Genomic DNA, 18,838 nt, shown 5'->3' on the forward strand with positions numbered 1-18,838 from the left:
CGCTGGCGTCCCGGTGGGGGTGCCGTGGAACATCTGTCAGCAGGCCGCGCAGCGAATCTAGGAGTACGGGCCGGTGCCGGTCACTGTGCAGATGTCGGCAGGTGGGCCGGCGACTTCCGACACCTGAATGACCGGCGCCCACCGGCGGATCAGCCAGGGCCGGCCCCGGAAGCCGGATCGGCCGTTGCCCCGAGGGCCCGCAGCACGTCCCGGCGCACCCGGTCGGTGGCAGTCCCGGACAGGGGTCCGCGTGGTGGGCGGCACCGCCCACCGAACCGTCCGGTGCACTCCATGGCGAGCTTGACGGCCTGCACGGCTTCCGGCCGGGAGGCCCAGCCGAGGATCGGGTGCAGCTCCGAGTAGAGCGGCAGCGCCCGGCCCAGGTCGCGGGCGACGCACAGCTCGTACAGGCGCACGGCCTGGCGGGGTAGCGCGTTGGGCAGGGTGGCGACCCATCCGGTGGCGCCACACAGCACCAGTTCGAGCACCACGTCGTCGGCGCCGACCAGCACGTCGACGTGCGGGCAGAGGTCCCGCAGGCGGTGCAACCTGCGTACGTCGCCGGTGACCTCCTTGACCGCGACGATCCCGTCGATCTCGGCGACGGTCGCCAGCAGGTCCGGCGTGAGGTCCAACCGGTAGTCGTACGGGTCGTTGTGGGCGACCACCGGCAGGCCGACCGCCGCCACCTCCCGGTAGTGGGCGACCACGTCTGCGGCGCGGGCGGCGGGCCAGTCGGGTGGCCGTGCGAGCACGCCGTTGGCGCCGGCCTCGGCGGCCTGCTCCGCCCACCGGCGGGCCTGCCTGCTGCCGTAGCCGCCGACGCCGGGCAGCACCGCGCAGCCGGACGGCGCGGCCTGCACCGTCGCCCTCACCACGGCGGCCCGCTCGTCGTCGGAGAGGGCCCGGTACTCCCCCATCGACGCGCAGGGCGCGACCCCGTGGCACCCCTCGGCGGCGAGCCAACTGACGTGTTCCTGGAGCTTGTCGAAGTCGACCGACAGGTCGGCGCGAAACGGCGTGGTGATGGCGACCAGCACGCCCCGCCAGGGCCTACCAGTTCCCACTCGGCAATCCCCTCCCCACCGGCGCCGCCCGTCATCCCGCCCGGACCGTGCGCGGCGGCGCTGGTGCGATCCGTACCGGAACCCTAGGAACGTCTGTCGCCCCCGGTCTTCGGACAGATGCCGGAACAGTCGCGACGCCGCCCGTCTTTTTGTCGTGACTTCGACAGTGGACCTTGCGCGATGACCCACCCGCACCGGAGGGTAAGGACTGGCGGTCGCGCGATCCCTGTCACGCAGCGCAACCTGGGGAGTTACATGCACGGTGAGCTCCAGCGAATCGTCGACGCCGTCGCCGCCCGGGTGGGGCGCCCCGCCCTCATCGAGGACCGGCGACAGCGAGTGGTCGCCTACAGCGAGCACGACGGCCCGATGGACGACGTCCGCCGGACGTCGATCCTGCGCCGGCAGACGACGCCGGAGGTGATCGCCTGGTTCCGGGGCATGGGGGTGCTCACGGCGCACGCGCCGGTCCGCACTCCCGCGTGCGCCGAGCTGGACCTGCTGGCGAGGGTCTGCGTGCCGATCCGGCACGACGACCTGCTGCTCGGGTTCGTCTGGTTCATCGACGCGGACGGTTCGATGACCGACGCCGACATCGCGACCGCGACCGGCCCCTTCACCGACCTGTCGCTGGCCCTGTACCGGGAGAACCTGCTCGGTGAGCTCGCCTCACAGCGGGAGACCGAGGCCACCCGCACCCTGCTGGTGGAGAGCCGGCAGGCGCGCGAGCACGCGGCGCGGGCGCTGTTGGAGGAGGGCGTGGTGGTCGCCGACGGATCGACGGTCGCGCTCGTCGCCCAGCTCGTGCCGGCCGCCGGGCGGCAGCCCGACGAGGTGGCCCGGATCGCCCTGGAACAGGCCCTGGTCACCACCCGCCGGTGGATCGGCGTACGGGAGACGCTGCACCTGGTCTGGCACGACCACGGCGTACTGCTGGTCTGCGGCGACCGGGTCGCCGGCCGGCCCTCGCCGGAAGCCTCCGCCGGGCACCTCAACGACGCGCTGGGCACCGCGACCCGGGGCCTGGCCTCGGTGGACCGGACGGTAACCGGGATCGGCCAGCCCCGCGCCGGGCTGTCCAGCGCGGTGGAGTCCTACCAGGAGGCCGCGCAGGCCGCCCGGGTCGGCACGCAACTGCCCGCGCTGGGCGGGGTCGTCTCCTGGGCCGGCCTCGGCATCTACCGGGTGCTGTCCCAGCTGGACAGCCAGCACCTCGACGTCGCCGGTGTCCATCCCGGGCTGGAGCGGCTGCTGCGCGACGACGCTCACCAGGTGCTGCTGGAGACCCTGGAGGCCTACCTCGACCTGGCGGGCAACGCGCACGCGACCGCCGAGAAGCTCCGACTGCACCGGACGACCCTCTACTACCGGCTGCAACGGGTGGAACAGCTCGCCGGGACCGACCTCAAGGACGGTAACGAACGGCTGTGCCTGCACCTGGCCATGAAGCTCGGCCGGCTCAGCGGCGACTACCGCACGCCGTGACGCCGCCGGCGCCCGTGGTACCACCACCGGCAGCCGCGCGGCTGGACGGTCCTCGTCACACGAGGCGGGTCATCCAGCCGTACGGGTCGGCGGCCCGGCCGTACTGGATGTCGAGCAGATGGCGGCGCAGCCGCATGGTCACCGAGTCCTCGGCGCCGGCCTTCGGGGCCGTCACCTCGCCGCCCTCCCAGACCAGGCGCCCGACCGGCGTGACCACCGCGCCGGTGCCACACGCGAAGACCTCGGTGATCGCGCCGGAGGCCACGCCCTCCTGCCATTCCCGGATCTCCACCGGGCGCTCCTCGACCTCCAGGCCGAGATCCTTGGCCAGGATGAGGATCGACCCCCGGGTGACGCCCTCGAGGATCGTGCCGAGTTCCGGGGTGATGATCCGGCCGTCCGCCGTGATGAAGTAGACGTTCATTCCGCCGAGTTCCTCCACGTAACGGCCCTCGGCGGCGTCCAGGAAACAGACCTGCTCACAGCCGTGCTCGGCGGCCTCGACCATCGGCGCCAGGCTGGAGGCGTAGTTGCCGCCGCACTTCGCCTCGCCCGTGCCGCCCCGCGCCGCCCGGGTGTACTCGGTGGACAGCCAGATGGAGACCGGCTTGACGCCACCGGAGAAGTACGCGCCGACTGGGCAGGCGATCACCATGTAGGTGATCTCCTTCGCCGGGCGGACCCCCAGGAACGGCTCGGACGCGAACATGAACGGCCGCAGGTAGACGCTGTATTCGTCCTCGTCCGGCACCCACACCTGATCGGCGCGGACCAGCCCCTCGACCGAGGCCATGAAGTCCGGCACCGGCAGTTCGGGCAGTGCCAGCCGCCGGGCGGACCGGGCGAAGCGCTCGCCGTTGGCCTGCGGCCGGAACGACCAGATCGAGCCGTCGTCGTGCCGGTACGCCTTCATCCCCTCGAAGATCTCCTGGGCGTAGTGCAGTACGGCCGCCGCCGGGTGCATCAGGATCGGACCGAAGGGGATGATCTCGGAGTCCTGCCAGCCGCCGTCCGGTCTCCACACCGCCCGTGCCATGTGGTCGGTGAAGTACGTGCCGAACCCCGGATTCGCCATGATTTCGGCTCGCCGCTGCGCGCTCGCTGGGCTCGGATTCTGGTGCAACGGGAACGACAGGCTCATCGCCGGGTCCTCTCAATGGCCGCATCCCTGGGCGCTCAGGTCACCGAGAACGAACACGCAGGGGAAGGTTGTCGGATGACCGGTGCAGAATACCGACCGTATTGTCGCCGGTCGTAGACCGCCGAGCTGCCGCCCCGCTTCGTCGAGATCGCGCATCGCACCGGCATCCAGCTCGACGACGAGGCCGCCGCCGAGGTGACGGAATTCTGGACCGCGGTGGTCGAACGGCGAATGGTTGGCGGACTACCGCCCGGGTAATCGGCGGACTCGGACGCCGATGACCCGAGAGGCGGCACACATGCCCGATCAATACGTCATGCGCGACCCGACCACCCAGTACCCCAAGTCCGGGCCGGAGTTCAGCCAACAGCAGCCGGGGCCGGGCCTGCAACAGCAGATGGGGCCGCAGCCGGACGCCGGTGAGCACAGCTACCGGGGCACCGGCCGGCTGACCGGGCGCAAGGCCGTGGTCACCGGTGCCGACAGCGGCATCGGTCGAGCCGTGGCCATCGCCTTCGCCCGCGAGGGCGCCGACGTCGTCCTTTCCTACCTACCTGAGGAGGAACCGGACGCTCAGCAGGTGGTCCAGCTGATCGAGGACGCCGGGCAGCGGGCGGTGACCATGCCGGGCGACGTCACCGACGAGGCGTACTGCACCGAACTGATCGAGACGGCGCGACGGGAGTTCGGCGGGGTGGACGTGCTGGCCAACATCGCGGGCAAGCAACAGGAGGTCCCGGACATCGCGGACCTCACCACCGAGCAGTTCGACGAGACGTTCAAGACGGACGTCTACTCTCTGTTCTGGCTCTGCCGGGCGGCGGTGCCGCAGATGCCGGCCGGTAGTGCCATCATCAACACCACCTCGGTCGAGGCGTACGAGCCGGCACCCATCCTGCTGGACTACGCCGCAGCGAAGTCGGCCATCAACACCTTCACGAAATCCCTGGCCCGACAGGTCGCACCGAAGGGCATCCGGGTCAATGCCGTGGCACCCGGTCCGGTGTGGACTCCACTGCAGGTCGTCGGTGGTCAACCGGCCTCCGCGCTGAAGCAGTTCGGTGCACAGACCCCACTGGGACGTCCCGCGCAGCCGGCGGAAATGGCCCCGGCATTCGTGTTCCTCGCCAGCCAGGAGGCCAGTTACGTCATCGGGGAGACGCTCAGTGCGACCGGTGGCATGCCCACCCCCTGATCGCCGGCGGTGAGTGCAGCACCTCCCGACGGCCGGTGGCCTGGTTCGAGAGACGGCGTGACGGGTAGTCCGCCACGTGGCCGCTTCCCGATCCGAATCCGGTGATCAGGCACCGCTCGACGCGGTGGGTGGCCGCATCCGGAGCCTGACCGCCGGTACCCGACGTCGGGGAAGTCGGGTGGGGCGGCTGCGGCGGCGCCAAATGGAGATCATCGGGCTGATCGCGGTGCAGGCAGGACTCGCGGCGGCACTCGCCTGGTGGCTGGCGCACGACCTGTTGGGTAATCCGAACCCCGTCTTCGCACCGACAGCGGCGGTGGGCACCATCGCGGCGGCGATCGGCCAGCGGACAAGGCGCACCGTCGAACTGCTTGTCGGAGTGGGGCTCGGCATCGCCATCGGCGACGGACTGGTCCGGCTCATCGGCACCGGAGCATGGCAGACAGGCATCATCGTCGCCTTCGCCATCGCCATCGCCCTCGGCCTCGTGGGCCGAGGCGGCACCGTGGTCAGTCAGGTGGGCGGTACGGCCGTGCTGATCGCCACGCTCTCCTCCAGCCAACGGAATCTGGAACTACCCCGGGTCGTCGACGCAGTCACCGGCAGCGTGGTGGGCCTGGTCGTGGTGGCGTTGCTGCTACCCCTGAACCCCATGCGCGTCATGCACCGCGCGGCCGCGCCGGCCTTCGACGCGCTTGCCGCATACCTGTGTGACATCGAGACGGCGATGCGCACCAGCGACCGGAACCGCGCGAGACAGGCACTGAACGGACTCCGCGCCATGGGACCGGATGTGGAACGACTCCGCGAAGCCCTCAGCGGCGCCGAAGAGGTGGTGACTGTCGCACCGGCCCGGTGGCACTGGCGGCGCCACGTCGAACACTACGACCGAGGTGTCAACTACCTGGTTCGGGTCATCGACGACAGCAGAGCGCTGGCCCGACGGTCAGCCACGATGATCCAGTATCAGGAAAAGCTGCCCGGCCACCTTCCCGACGCCGTCGCCGCCCTGGCCGAGGCCATTCGCCAGTTGCACCGGGAGACACGGGCCGACAAGCCCCACGAGCGCACTCGACGCCATGCCCTGCAAGCCGCGGACGAAGCCGGCCGGGCCATGGCCACCGGTTTGCAGAACTTCGGTGTCACCACCGCCACGCAAATCCGGGTGACGGCCAGTGATCTGCTCAGGGCAACCGGCTGCTCGGCGGACGAGGCGAATCGGCAGGTTCGGCAGACAGCACGTCACGCGGAACAGGCGGCCTCCGCCGAAGGGTGACCATCGACTCGTAGCCGCGCCGACCCGCCGGGACCTACCAACCAGCCAGCATGCTGCGAACGCGTGCGGTGCCGGCACCCGAGAGGGTGCCGGCACCGCCGCATTCGTCATCGCTTGGCGTCGTGTTTGGCCATCTGGGGCCGCTCGCCCTTGCCGACCTTGCGCAGGGCATCACGCAACTGGTCCTCGGTCATCTTGGAGTTACCCTCGATGCCCGCGTCGTGGGCCTGTTGGCGAAGATCGTGCAGCTTATCCCGGTCACCCATGTCACCCTCCCCGTGGTGTCGTGGCGCAGGCGGCTCCGCGCCCCCGTCGCCCATCGCCTTCCCGTCGGTTGGGAGCGCAAACTGCCTCAGCCGGCACCTGCCAGGCGGTTTGTCGGGCGTTGCGGACGCGAACAGGTCGAGCAGTGGACTACCGTCCGGTGCTCCGGTCCACCGCGCCGGGGAGCGGGGTGCTGTCCGGGAATGCGTCGTCGAGCAGCGCCACCCCGTCCTGGGGATGTGCGTGCTCAACCAGCTCAGACCGGGAGGCGCGCTTCTTGGCGCGGTCAACGTCCATGGCCTGATTGCGGTGCTGCTCCAGGGCCGGATCACACTGCCCATCGCGGTTGAACGACCACATCAGCATCGGCTCGCCCAACGGCAGCGTGTCCCCTGGGCCGGTGTCGAGGCGACCGGTGTGCCAGGTGTGCCAGGTCTTGCCGTAGCTGTTCATCAACATCGCCATCAGCGCCCGCTCGGCGGGCTCCGGCAGGCCCGGGGCGATCAGCGAGCCGCCGAGCACCTCGAAGTTGTGCGGGTGCCAGTACCTGCCCTCGCCCTCGGGCAGCGTCCCGTACAACCGTTCGGAGACGATGTACTCGACGCCGATGAGGTTGGCCTCGGCGGTATTGCCGTCGAACAGCACGCACTGCAGGAAGTCGTCGTTGACCTGACGGCAGTAGTGATGCGCCTCCATCTGCATCGACGGGTCGTCCTTGGCGGGGTGGAACCCGACAACGTAGGCATCGAAGCCCTTCAGCGGCGTCGTCTCCTGAAGGGCTTTGGAGCCGAGCGACAACCCCTGGTGCCACAGGCTCGTCGACTCTCCCGGCGGTCGTACCGGGCTCGGGCGCCGTTGCATCAATCACTCCTTCGCCAGGATCGTGTCGTCTTCAGCAGGCTAGGTGGGCTGAGGACCAGCTTCCGCGTTTTCGGGGTGCCGCCCCGCGTTCGGGTATTCCTCTTCTCCGCCGTGTGCTACCACAGCGCCGGCCGGACCTACCCCGCCGTGGCGGCGGCGCGAGTTACCAGGTCGGCGAAGATTGACGGGTCGTCGGAGGTGGCCGGTGGTGGCTGGGTTACACCGGTGACGTACCCGGTCCCGGCCGACGAAACCGTGCCAGCCCGACCCCTGCTTCGACCGTGTGATGGACGGCCGACCTGACGTCGAGGCAGTGCCGCGGGAGCCAGCATGGGCGGCATGGGGTTTCCGGGAGGTGGCGGACGGGATCTCCTGGAACGCCGCGAGGACGTGCGACAGGCGAACTTCCTGGAACTCTTCGTCGACCTGGTGCTGGTCTTCGCCCTCTCCGGAGTGGTGACCCGGGTGGCACGGGACGCCACGGCAGTCGATCGCGTCGTGCAGTGGCGTTCGCTGGCTTACCTGCTGGTGCTCGCCCTGCCGTTGATCTGGTTGTGGATCACCACCGCGCACATCACCAGCTGGTTCGACCCCCGCCGCCGCAAGATCCAATGGGTGGTGCTGGCCAGCGCCTTCGGCCTGCTGGTCATGGCCTCGTCCCTGCCCTATGCGTTCACCGGCAAGGGCTGGTCGTTCGTCCTTCCCTACGTGGTCCTGCACTGCGTCCGTCCACTGATCCTGCTGCCCAGCCTGCACGGGCACGCCCTCCGCGATCTCTACGCGAGATCGGTGGCGTGGTGCACGGCCGGCGCGGGCATCTGGGTGGCCGGCGCGTTGGTCAGTGGAAACGCCAGAGCCGCCCTCTGGGCAATCGCCGTTACCGTGGACATCGTGGCCGCTCAACTGCGATGGCCGGTCTACGGCCGGGCCCGACCACCGGTCAGCGCCTGGGCCATGGACAGCGGCCACCACCTGCCGGAGCGCTACCAGCAGTTGCTGATGATCGCCCTCGGCGAGACCGTCCTGGCCGTGGGTATCACCTTCACCGACCTACCGGCCACCACGTCCACCTGGGCGACGCTGGTGGTGGCGTACCTGTCGACAGTGCTGCTGTGGCGGATCTACTTCTACCGGTCCGGGCAGGTCCTCGCCGAGGCGGTCGCCGCCGCCCGGGACCGGCTTGCTGCCGGCCGCGCCACCGGCATCGCCCATGTCGTCATGGTCGTTGGCATCGTCACCACCGCCGTGGGCTACGAGATCGTCCTCGAACACCCTGCGGACCGGCCGGAACCAGTCTGGCTCGCGATGATCCTCGGCGGTCCGGCCCTGTTCCTCTACGGCCGCATCCGGCTGGAACGGATCGTGTTCAACCGGCTGTCGATCCGCCGGGTCGTCGCCATTGCCGCACTGGCGGCGGCTGCCGGGCCGCTGCATCACGCCCCGCCGCTGACCGCCTCCGTCGTGGCCGCGTTCGTGCTGCTCGGTGTCGCTGTCGCCGACGCCCGCCGCGCCGCCCACCAGCCGCCCGAGAAGCCTTCCCCCGCGAGCTGAAAACGGGCGTCCCTGGGTTCGCCGCCGCTGTCCGACCCGGCCACTCCCCAACTTCCCGGAATCTGTAAACAACCCTTGATATTAAACGTCACGAACGTCAATATGTGGAGGTCGCGGGTCGCCGAAGCCTGGGGAGTGAGCCATGAGAAGCCGTCGGATTTTCGCAGTGGTAGCCGGGGCGGCGATGACCGTCACGGCCGCCGTCGCCTTCGTCCCCAGCAGCATGGCGGCCGTGCCCTCGGCCAACGCCGTCCCGATGGTCGCCTGCACCGCCCCCACCTGGACCGAGGGCCCCACCTACCAGGCGGGCGCCCAGGTCACCTACAGCGGCCGGCTCTACCAGGCACTGGTCACCCACACCGCGCACCCCGGCGCCGGCTGGAACCCTGCCTCGACCCCATCGCTCTGGCGTGACCTCGGCGCGTGCTCGGGAACCACGCCGCCGCCCACCACACCACCACCCACAACCCCGCCGCCCACCACGCCACCACCGACCACACCTCCCCCCACCACGCCGCCGCCAACCGGTGGGACCTGCGCCGTGAAGTCGCGGCCCACCGGCAAGGTGTTGCAGGGCTACTGGGAGAACTGGGACGGGGCCTCCAACGGCGTACATCCCGGCCTCGGCTGGATCCCGATCACCGACAGCCGGCTCAACCAGCACGGCTACAACGTGATCAACGCGGCGTTCCCGGTCATCCGCTCGGACGGCACGGTCCTCTGGGAGAACGGCATGGACGCCGGCGTGAAGGTGGCCACCCCGGCCGAAATGTGCCAGGCCAAAGCGGCCGGCGCCACCATCCTGATGTCAATCGGCGGAGCCGCGGCGGGCATCGACCTGAGTTCCGCCGCTGTCGCCGACCGGTTCATCGCGACGATCGTGCCGATCCTGACGGCGTACCACTTCGACGGCATCGACATCGACATCGAGACCGGCCTGACCGGCAGCGGCAACATCAACACCCTGTCCACGTCGCAGGCCAACCTCATCCGGATCATCGACGGCGTGTTGGCCCGGATGCCGTCGAACTTCGGCCTGACCATGGCACCCGAGACGGCCTACGTCACCGGCGGCAGCGTGGTCTACGGCTCGATCTGGGGCTCGTACCTGCCGATCATCAAGAAGTACGTGGACAACGGCCGGCTCTGGTGGCTGAACATGCAGTACTACAACGGCAGCATGTACGGCTGCGCCGGCGACTCGTACCCGGCGGGCACCGTGCAGGGCTTCACGGTGCAGACGCAGTGCCTGAACAACGGGCTCACCATTCAGGGCACCACCATCCGGGTGCCGTACGACAAGCAGGTCCCGGGCCTGCCGGCGCAGACCGGGGCGGGCGGCGGCTACATGTCGACGTCACTGGTCACGCAGGCCTGGAACTCCGTGCCCGGCCTGAAAGGCCTGATGACCTGGTCGGCGAACTGGGACGGGTCGAAGGGCTGGACCTTCGGCGACAACGTGAAGCGCCTGCAGGGCCGCTGACGGGTGACGACGCCGGGCCTACCGCCAGCCGGTAGGCCCGGCGCTTCCCTTTCGGGAGGTCGGCACCGGAACCGCGCTCGGTAACTACGAGTACGGGCTGCGCGCGACCGGTTGGTTCCTGCCGTCGCTCACCCTGACTGTGCTGTCGCTGCTGCTCTCGCCTCGGCTCGGCGCCGGTAGAGACCCTTTCAGGAGTCGCCCAATGCATGCCCCGCAGTGCTGTCCACATGATCAGGAACCTCACCCTCGTGGCGATCGCCGGTGGTGGAGGTCCCGGTTGGCTCGAACATCAGAATCGAGCCGCCCGGCGAGGAAGGCTTGTGCTCGATGCCCTTGGGAACCACGAACGTATCGCCCTGGCACAGGACGACGGTGTGTTCCTGCCCCTCCGCGTCGCGGTAGGCGACATTGAACTGGCCGTCCAGGACCAGGAAGAACTCGTCGGTGTCCTCGTGGACGTGCCAGACGTGCTCGCCCCGGGCGTGGGCGATCCGAACGTCATAATCGTTTATCCGGGTCACGATCCGTGGGCTGTAGATGTCGCCGAACGACGCAAGCGCCTCGGACAGGTTCACGACGGCCAGGTTGACGGGAGTGATCGACATGAGCCGAGCCTCCACCGCGGCCGCCGCGCCGGTCTTGGACGTTCTTGACGCCGACGGCACACGACCGGCCGGTTGCCGAGTCCGGGCCTGGCGGCCACGAGTCCCAGGGATCAGCGAGGTGTTTCACGCCCAGATCGTCGACTACGCCTACCCGCTGCATGCCCACGACACCTGGACGGTGCTGATCCTCGACGCTGGTGCCATACGCTACGACCTCGACAACCGTCACTGCGCAGTAAGCGGCGCCGACTATGTCGCTGTCCTGCCACCGGGAGTGGTCCACGACGGCCGCCCCGCCGCCAACGCGCCCGGCTTCCGCAAACGCAACCTGTACCTCGACCCGACCTTCCTACCCGCCAGTCTGATCGGCTCCGCCGTCGACCACACCACTTTCCGCGATGGGCCACTGCGTCGGGCCCTCGCCAGGCTCCACGAGGTCCTTGACGCCGACGAGGACCCGCTGAACGCCGAAGCCAGGCTGGCCATGATCGAGCAACGGCTCACCGACCACCTGGCCGCCGCCCCTTCCACGTCCACACGTCCGGAGCCGCAGGCCGCCCGCGCGCTGAGGGCGCTGCTCGACGAGCACACGGTGGAGGCTGTCAGCCTTGCCGCCGCCGCTCGCCTCCTGAACCGGTCGGTACCTCACCTGGTCCGCAGCTTCGGCCAGGCTTTCGGGATCAGTCCGCACGCATACATCATCGGTCGACGGATCGAGACCGCCCGCAAACTACTCCTCGCCGGCATCCCGCCGGCCGAAGTGGCGACCACCGTCGGCTTCTGCGACCAGGCCCACCTGACCCGGCACTTTCGCCGACACACCTCCACCACCCCGGCCCGATACGCCTCCGTCACCGGTAGCCGCGCTTCGTCCATCTGACGTGCAAGCTCATGAAGAAAGACCAAGGGAGTACGCCGGGTCTGGTAGCGGACCTGCCCACATGGCGGTCGCACTACCGGGCCGGCTGAAAGGCGACGACAGAGGTCCAGTCCTCCGGCGGCCGAGTTCGCCGGAGGTCATTCCTCAGCGGTGGGTCGGCTGTGCACCACCAGTTCGTCGATTTCCAACCGGCCGACGCGCAGCTCCCGCACGACCGCCCGGCGGATCGCCAGCCGCCCGATGACCAGCGCTCCGACGGCCACGGCCCCGATGGCCAGCGCCCCCACGGCGAGGGCGCCGAGCGAGGCCGCCCCCGCAGCCCGCGCCCCGGTAGCCGCCGCACCCGTCGCCACCGCGCCGTTGGCCCGCGCCCCGGTCAACCGCATCAGGCTCACGTCTCGCTTCATTCCCCCATTGTCCGCGTACCCCGTGCCGCCCGCTCCCCACAGATTCCGAAAGTCACCCCCACCGCTCCGTCCTCGCCCGTATCCCCCAGTGGTTCCCGCCGTCGCGTACCGGGCGGCCAGGGGAACACGCCCGCTGGAGACGTGCCGCAGGTTCGCGTTCATTCTGTTGGACGTACCGAGTGGTGTGTGCCGCTGTCCTTCGTCCGGTCCGCGATCCAGGCATTGCCCCGTCACGCCGCCGCTGCCGGCAGACCATCGCGGCGCGCGTCTAACTGGAGGTCAGCTGCTGAGTCAGCCGATCCAGGCCGCCCTTGATCAGCTGCCCGTACTGGTCATCGCCGAGCGCCCCGATCCCCGCCTGTGCACGCTGGACGTATTCGCGGGCACTGTCGAGTTGGCCGAGCTGGCGGTAGCACTCGGCCAGGCTGAGGTGCAACGACGGATACAGAGCTGCCACCGACATCGGCACCCCAGCCTGCGCCAGTCGGGCATCGGTGAGCAGGTCGGCCGCCGCCAGCGCGCGTTGATCCCAGATCAACTCCTGCTCGACGTCGTCCTGCACGTCGGCCATCGAGTGCGCGAGAACGCAAACGTGCAAGGGATCGCCTCGTTCCCCGCCGATCTCGTCCCAGATCTGCGTGAAGAAGTCACGGGCAGCCCCACGCTGGCCCTGACCATGATGCAGCTGCACACCTCGGTTGACACGGGCGAGCGTCACGTCGGCGGTCAACGGCTGCTCCCGCACAGCTTCATCTCGCGACGAGGACATGGATCTCATTCTGCCCCAACACCAGCTACGTCTTGTCGGTCGATCCGTCGGTGCGGGCGGGGTGATGTCGGCGATCACGTTGAGGGCCTGCGCATCCCTACCCAGAGTTCAACGCCGCTGTCGGCGCACCGGGCTCGCCCCATCTGGGGCGAGCCACAAGAACACCTTCCACTGAATCCGCTGCACCGATCGGGGTGGTCTCTTAGGCTGCGTGGGCGGGGCGCCCGGTTCGACGAATGCGTCGCTGCGGCGCTGTACAGGCTGGTCGGGGTGCTCCTCTCGGCAGCCTGGCAGTACCGCTACCTCAGTCGACACGGGGAACTGCCCCGACGGTGCCTGAGGCCCCTGTTTGTTCGCCGTCAGCGGCCGAGCCTGGCTACCGGTGAGGAGCACCGATGACGCAGAGTGAACAGGACCGCCCGGAGGTCGTCGTCGGACTGGTGGCAACCCCGCCGGACCAGCCGGCCCGGGTGGCCGAGCGGCTCACCGCCGAGCTGACCAGCGGGCTCGCCGAGCGGGTGAACGCCGACGTGCGGTGGATCGTCCGGGAAGGTTGGGGCGAAGTGGCGCCGCGCCGCGACGGCGGCGTTGAGGCACTACTCGATGATCTCGCCCGACGGCGCGCCGACGACCACTGGGACGTCGCAATCTGCCTGACCGACCTGCCGCTGCATGCCGAGCGGGTGCCGCTGGTCGCGCAGACCTCCGCTCGGCGTCGAGTCGCTGTGGTGTCCCTGCCCGCGCTGGGACTGCACCAGCTGCGAGCGGCCCGCGCGGCCGTTCCGGATCTGGTGAGCCGGCTGCTGACCGAGGCTTCCGACCAGCGGGTGCCACCGGCCGGCTGGGCACCGGCCGAGATGACAAGCCGGGTTCGCGCCGTCCACCGGGTGGTCAGTGAGGCCGGCACCGGTGAGCGGCGCTACGTCGCCTCGCGGCTCATCGGCCGGTTACGGCTGTTGATCGGCATGGTTCGAGCCAACCGTCCGGGGCGGGCACTGCTGGGCCTGTCGAAGCTGCTGGTCGGCGCGTTCGGCACGGCCGCGTTCGCGCTCACCACGGACACCATCTGGCAGATGGGCGATGCGCTCGACGGACTCCGACTCACCGTGATCATGCTGCTCGGGCTGACAGCGTTGGTGGCCTGGTTGATCGTCGCGCACGACCTGTGGGAGAAACCAGGCCGCGAGACGCCGAATGAGCTGGCACGGCTGTTCAACCTGGGTACGATCCTCACCCTCACTCTGGCCACGGTGCTGTCCTACGTGGTGTTGTTCGTGGGAACGGTGCTCGTCGCGGCGCTGCTGATTGACACATCAGTGTTGGAGCAGACCTTGCAGCGGCCAGTCCACCTCACCGACTATCTGACGCTCGCCTGGATCACCAGCTCGCTGGCCACCGTCGGCGGCGCGATCGGCTCTGGGTTGGAAAACGAGGAGACGGTTCGGGCTGCCGCTTACGGCTATCATCCCCAACCCGATGGTTGGCGGGACGAGAAGAGCGGGCAGTCCCACAGCGGGAGGTAAGCGGGCCGCCGGGCCTGCCCATTCAAGGCTGATACTGACTGCGGGTGCGGGGCAGCCACTGGGGATGGCGGTCGCGAAGGTAGCGAACCAGTCCCTCGCGCAGGTCGCAGCGCAGGTCCCAGGCGCTGGCGGGGTCGGCGGCCGAGGCCTGCACCTGGATGACCGCTGTCTGGGGGGTGGAGTCGACCATCTGGAGCACCCACTGGTCGCGATCCCACAGCGGTGAGGACTCGACCAGCCGGCGCGCTTCCCGGCGTAGGTCGTCCAGGTCGGCGGTGTGGTCGACATGGATTTGGATCTTGCCGACAATTCTGGATTCGTTCCGGGTCCAGTTCTGAAACGGCCGCTCGGTGAAGTACGTGGTCGGCAGGATGAGCATCCGCTCGTCCCAGAGCCGGATCACCACGTTGGTCAGCTTCACCTCCTCAACTCGGCCCCATTCGCCGTCCACCACCAGCACGTCGCCGACGTGCAGGCCGTCGGCGAACGCGACCTGGACACCGGCGAACGCGTTGCCGAGCGCGGTGCGGGCCGACAGGCCGATCAACGCGCCGACCACCCCCGCCGACGTCAACACGGAGACGCCGAAGAGGCGTACCGGCCGGAAGGTGATCAGGATCAGGCCGATCGCGACGATCGTGACCACGGCGACGGTGAGCCGCCGCACGGGGCGAATCTGCGTCCGGGCCCGCCGGACCCGCCGGCTGGCGACCGCGTCGCCCGGCAGTCGACTGAACACGACCGCCTCGGCGACGTGCAACGCCTTGATCACTAACCATGCCCCGGACACCACCAGAGCCACCAGGACGACGTGCCGCAGATGACGTTGCCACCCGGCCGGCCCCAACGGCAGCACGTAGTACAGCGCCCCGACCAGCAGCAGCGCCGCCGCCGGGCGGCGGCAGGCGTGCCGCAGGGGCTCCGCCAGCCACTGGTAACGGCCACGGGCTACCCGGCGGACGACCATGCCAGAGATCAGGTCCACGACCACCGCCGTCGCCAGCGCGGCTACTACGATCAACGCGGTACGCATCAGAGGCCGTTCACCGTAATCCCGATGCCAGCTTCCCCCGGCTCACTGCCCAGTTCACGTGCTCAGGGTGCCACCCCGTCCAGTGGCAGGCAGCCAACATCGGCGAACAACCGTTGACCACAGCTGCGTCAGTCGCCCGACGGTCACTTTCCTGGAGCAGTACCGAGGACCCTGCACTCGTACGGCGTGGTCATAGAACTGGTCCAGGCGCAACGCCCTGCGGCGAAGACTATTGCAGCAGCCCCCTCGCCGATCGGGGTCGGCCGTGCTGCGAGAAGGATCCCGTGACGCGAGGGTACTTGTGTCCGAGCAGCGAAAAGCGAGATCATCACGCATGCTCGACCCCTCGCCCGAGGACGACGGGACCTCACCGACCGTCTCCACTCCGCATTTCGTGGGTCGTGATCGGGAGCTGGCGGCGCTTCGGGGCGCCCTGGCCCGGCCACCGGCGATCGTGCTGGTCGAGGGCGAGGCGGGGATCGGAAAGAGCCGACTGCTGCGAGAGTGGCTGGCCGCACCGGACCAGCAGACTGCCTTGGTATCGGTGTGCCCACCGCTTCGCGAGTCGCTGACGTTGGGGCCGATCGTCGACGCGTTCCGTGGGATCGACCGTCCGGTGTCGCGATTGCGGCTCACCGAGCTTGCGGGTGCGTTACGGCCCCTGTTCCCCGAGTGGTCCACGGACCTGCCGCCCGCATTGCAGCCCCTGGACGATGCGAAGGCGGCGCGGCATCGCCTGTTCCGCGCCCTGGAGGAGCTGCTGCGGGCTCTGCGTGTCGACGTTCTCGTGCTCGAGGACGCTCATTGGGCCGACGAGGTGACCCTGGAGTTCCTGCTGTTCGTCACCTCCCGACAGCAGTCGCACGGTCCCAGCCTCGTGATCTCCTATCGGCCCGAGGAGGTGGACGACGGTTCACTGTTGCTGCGGCTGACGTCCCGGTTGCCTGCTGGCGTGACCCAGCTGAGGATCGCCCTGGCACCCATGCGACCCGACGACACGGCAGCGCTGGTGTCCTCGATGTTGGACGGCAACCCGATATCCCAGGAGTTCACGACGTTCATGCACGAGCGGACCGGCGGCGTTCCGCTGGCCGTGGAGGAGTCGGTTCGCCTCATGTGCGACCGCGCCGACCTCGTCTTCCGCGACGGACAGTGGGTCCGGCTGAAGTTACGCGAGCTGCAGGTGCCGCCAACGGTGCGCGACTCCACCCGAGAGCGGGTGGGCCGTCTGTCGCCGACGGCGCAGCAGGTGTTGCGGGCCGCGGCGACGTTGGCTGAGCGGTCATCGTTGGAAACGATCGCAATGACCGCCGGTCTGTCACCAGCCGCGTGCCGAGGCGCTGTCGCGGAGGCGGCCGGCGCCGGTGTCCTGGACGGAGACGACCGCGGCCGGTGGCGATTCCGTCATGTGCTGGCCGCCACGGCTGTCTACGAAGCGATCCCGTTGACCGACCGCAGGCACTTCCACCTGCGGGCCGGCCGGGCCGTGGAGCACATCCATCCGCCGCCGGTGGCACAGCTTGCCCACCACTTCCGCGAGGCGGGCGAGACGCGGTCCTGGGCACGGTACGCCGAGCAGAGTGCCGAGCTGGCCATGGCCTCGGGCGACCACACCAAGGCCGTCGATCTGCTGGTCGACCTGTTGACGTGGGCCGTGCTGGCGCCGGTGGACCGGGCACGGGTCGCGCGCATCGCCGGAGTCGCCGCACTGGGCCGTCGTGAACCGGTCGACGAGGTCTACCACCGCGTGATTCGTACCTTGCGCTCGGTGCTGGAGACCCCCGGTCTCTCCGCCCGCCAGCAGGCCGAGATCCGCAACCCCCTGGGTCGGCTCCTGATCACCGGGGGTGAGGCGCAGGCCGCACTCAGCGAGCTGGAGCAGGCGGTGGCCAACCTCGACCATGACCCGGTCGAGGCGGCTCGGGCAATGACCTACCTTGGCTGGGCCTATGCGGGACCGTGGCCGGCGTCGACCCATCGACGTTGGCTGGATCGCGCCGCTGAACTCACAGCCGACTTCGATTCTCCCGCGGAGCGACTGAACCTGGCCGGCAACCGGGCCGCGGCGTTGCTCATGCTCGGCGAAGAGGAGGCGTGGGACGTCGTCGCCGACCTCCCCATCGACGGCGCGACGCCGGCGGAGCGTCTCGACGTGGCCCGCATCCACGCAAACGTCGGGACCGGCGCACTGATCTGGGGTCGGTACGCCGACGCGGAGGAACACCTAGCCGTGGCCATGCGCCTTGCCGAGGCCGAGCAGGCGTCCCGGTTGCACCACAACGTCGGACTCGAACAGGCCAACCTGGCGTGGCTCACCGGCCGGTGGGAGGGCCTCGCGGAGCGAAGCACGGCACTCGCCGATGCCGACCGGGACCGGCCGGCGCACTACCTCGGCAGCATTCGCCTCGCTGCGCGGCTGGCCGCCGCAGCCGGTCGGCGGCGCGCGGCGGAGGAACAGTTCCGGCTGGTCCTCGAGGAGTCTGCCCGTCTCGGCGCAGCTGACGACACGATGGAGGCAGCCGCCGCGTTGGCCAGACTGTGGCTGACGGACGGAAACAGCGGCCGTGCACTGCAGATCACGAATGAGCCGATGGACACCGTCCGGAGGAAAGGCATCTGGGTCTGGGCGACGGACCTCGTTCCCGCCCGGATCGAGGCGCACCTCGCCGCGGGGGATCTGGAGGCCGCGACCCGTCTGGGCGACCAGTTCGCCAGAGGACTGCGTGGCCGTACGGCGCCTGCGCCTCGCGCCGCGCTCACCGTCTGCCGTGCCCTGCTGCTCGCCGCAGCCGGAGACCACGTCCGCGCGGCTACGGCATATGGTCGGGCGGCCCGCGCCTGGAGCGCGTTGCCGCGCCCCTACGACGCCATGCTCGCCCGCGAGCGTCAAGCCGAGGCGCTCATCGCGCAGGGCCAGATCGAGCAGGGCCGAGAGCTGCTGGCGGCACAGTACGAGCAGCTGTTCAGGCTCGGGGCGCGCGGCGATGCGGACCGGGTCGCACAGCGGCTTCGCGAACAGGGCGCTGACGTCCCGCGACTGTGGCGCGGCGGCCGACGCGGGTACGGCGACCAGCTCTCCCCTCGCGAGCTCGACGTGGTCCAACTGGTCGTCGCCGGCAAGACGAACCGGGAGATCAGCCGGATCCTGGCCAAGTCCCCGGCCACAGTGGATCAGCAGCTTCGTGCCGCGATGCGCAAGTTGAAGGTCAGCTCCCGGACCGCGCTCGCGGTGAAGGCAGTGGAGGCCGGAGTGTTCGCTGAAGAGGACTCCCTCCACGACGCGTCGTGAAAATTGACG

General features: G+C 69.6%; 16 protein-coding genes. 8 read left to right on the forward strand and 8 right to left on the reverse strand.

The genetic code is table 11. The features are described 5' to 3' along the window. Positions 1 to 149: 149 nt before the first annotated feature. Entirely contained in the window at positions 150 to 1,067 is a 918-nt protein-coding gene (locus tag FB453_RS21520) for a dihydrodipicolinate synthase family protein (RefSeq protein ID WP_145792816.1), read from the reverse strand. A gap of 255 nt (positions 1,068 to 1,322) precedes the next feature. Between FB453_RS21520 and FB453_RS21525 the strand changes: the two genes are divergently transcribed. After that, on the forward strand, positions 1,323 to 2,552 hold the full coding sequence (locus FB453_RS21525; protein ID WP_112604182.1) for a PucR family transcriptional regulator: 1,230 nt from the start codon (positions 1,323 to 1,325) through the stop codon (positions 2,550 to 2,552). 55 nt (positions 2,553 to 2,607) lie between these two features. Here FB453_RS21525 and FB453_RS21530 read toward each other — a convergent pair whose 3' ends face one another. Next, on the reverse strand, positions 2,608 to 3,693 hold the full coding sequence (locus tag FB453_RS21530; RefSeq protein ID WP_145792820.1) for a branched-chain amino acid aminotransferase: 1,086 nt from the start codon (positions 3,691 to 3,693) through the stop codon (positions 2,608 to 2,610). Between the two features lie 298 nt (positions 3,694 to 3,991). Between FB453_RS21530 and FB453_RS21535 the strand changes: the two genes are divergently transcribed. Then, entirely contained in the window at positions 3,992 to 4,888 is an 897-nt protein-coding gene (locus FB453_RS21535; RefSeq protein ID WP_112734819.1) for an SDR family oxidoreductase, read from the forward strand. Positions 4,889 to 5,090: 202 nt separating this feature from the next. After that, positions 5,091 to 6,164, forward strand: coding sequence for an aromatic acid exporter family protein (locus tag FB453_RS21540; protein ID WP_486480364.1), 1,074 nt, complete (start codon positions 5,091 to 5,093; stop codon positions 6,162 to 6,164). Between the two features lie 107 nt (positions 6,165 to 6,271). Here the strand turns inward: FB453_RS21540 and FB453_RS34305 are convergent, their stop codons facing one another. Then, positions 6,272 to 6,430 carry a hypothetical protein gene (locus FB453_RS34305; RefSeq protein WP_167457571.1) on the reverse strand — a complete coding sequence of 53 codons (159 nt, stop codon included), beginning with the start codon at positions 6,428 to 6,430 and terminating at the stop codon, positions 6,272 to 6,274. Positions 6,431 to 6,578: 148 nt separating this feature from the next. Continuing rightward, on the reverse strand, positions 6,579 to 7,289 hold the full coding sequence (locus tag FB453_RS21545; RefSeq protein WP_145792822.1) for an OBAP family protein: 711 nt from the start codon (positions 7,287 to 7,289) through the stop codon (positions 6,579 to 6,581). A 339-nt stretch (positions 7,290 to 7,628) separates the two neighbouring features. Here FB453_RS21545 and FB453_RS21550 point away from each other — a divergent pair, with 339 nt between their 5' ends. Both FB453_RS21550 and FB453_RS21555 read left to right on the forward strand, forming a co-directional pair. Next, the gene (locus FB453_RS21550) at positions 7,629 to 8,840 is read left to right on the forward strand and encodes a low temperature requirement protein A (protein WP_186718422.1); all 1,212 of its coding nucleotides are present in this window, start codon (positions 7,629 to 7,631) and stop codon (positions 8,838 to 8,840) included. Between the two features lie 142 nt (positions 8,841 to 8,982). Continuing rightward, complete coding sequence (locus FB453_RS21555; protein WP_145792827.1) at positions 8,983 to 10,323, forward strand: carbohydrate-binding protein; 1,341 nt, start codon at positions 8,983 to 8,985, stop codon at positions 10,321 to 10,323. A gap of 188 nt (positions 10,324 to 10,511) precedes the next feature. On the opposite strand, the gene FB453_RS21560 is transcribed toward FB453_RS21555, so the two are convergent. Beyond that, positions 10,512 to 10,928, reverse strand: coding sequence for a cupin domain-containing protein (locus tag FB453_RS21560; RefSeq protein ID WP_145792829.1), 417 nt, complete (start codon positions 10,926 to 10,928; stop codon positions 10,512 to 10,514). Positions 10,929 to 11,046: 118 nt separating this feature from the next. On the opposite strand from FB453_RS21560, the gene FB453_RS21565 reads away from it, so the two are divergent. Next, entirely contained in the window at positions 11,047 to 11,808 is a 762-nt protein-coding gene (locus FB453_RS21565) for an AraC family transcriptional regulator (protein WP_222431377.1), read from the forward strand. 137 nt (positions 11,809 to 11,945) lie between these two features. Here FB453_RS21565 and FB453_RS21570 read toward each other — a convergent pair whose 3' ends face one another. Together FB453_RS21570 and FB453_RS21575 are read right to left on the reverse strand one after the other, a co-directional pair. Continuing rightward, positions 11,946 to 12,215 carry a hypothetical protein gene (locus FB453_RS21570; RefSeq protein ID WP_145792833.1) on the reverse strand — a complete coding sequence of 90 codons (270 nt, stop codon included), beginning with the start codon at positions 12,213 to 12,215 and terminating at the stop codon, positions 11,946 to 11,948. Positions 12,216 to 12,483: 268 nt separating this feature from the next. Next, complete coding sequence (locus FB453_RS21575; protein WP_145793096.1) at positions 12,484 to 12,945, reverse strand: hypothetical protein; 462 nt, start codon at positions 12,943 to 12,945, stop codon at positions 12,484 to 12,486. A gap of 434 nt (positions 12,946 to 13,379) precedes the next feature. On the opposite strand from FB453_RS21575, the gene FB453_RS21580 reads away from it, so the two are divergent. After that, complete coding sequence (locus FB453_RS21580) at positions 13,380 to 14,507, forward strand: hypothetical protein (protein ID WP_145792835.1); 1,128 nt, start codon at positions 13,380 to 13,382, stop codon at positions 14,505 to 14,507. A gap of 22 nt (positions 14,508 to 14,529) precedes the next feature. Here the strand turns inward: FB453_RS21580 and FB453_RS21585 are convergent, their stop codons facing one another. After that, on the reverse strand, positions 14,530 to 15,540 hold the full coding sequence (locus tag FB453_RS21585) for a mechanosensitive ion channel domain-containing protein (RefSeq protein ID WP_145792837.1): 1,011 nt from the start codon (positions 15,538 to 15,540) through the stop codon (positions 14,530 to 14,532). A gap of 334 nt (positions 15,541 to 15,874) precedes the next feature. Between FB453_RS21585 and FB453_RS21590 the strand changes: the two genes are divergently transcribed. Further along, complete coding sequence (locus FB453_RS21590; RefSeq protein WP_145792840.1) at positions 15,875 to 18,829, forward strand: LuxR family transcriptional regulator; 2,955 nt, start codon at positions 15,875 to 15,877, stop codon at positions 18,827 to 18,829. The last annotated feature ends 9 nt before the right edge of the window (positions 18,830 to 18,838 follow it).

The sequence above is a fragment of the Micromonospora sp. CNZ322 genome (assembly GCF_007827755.1).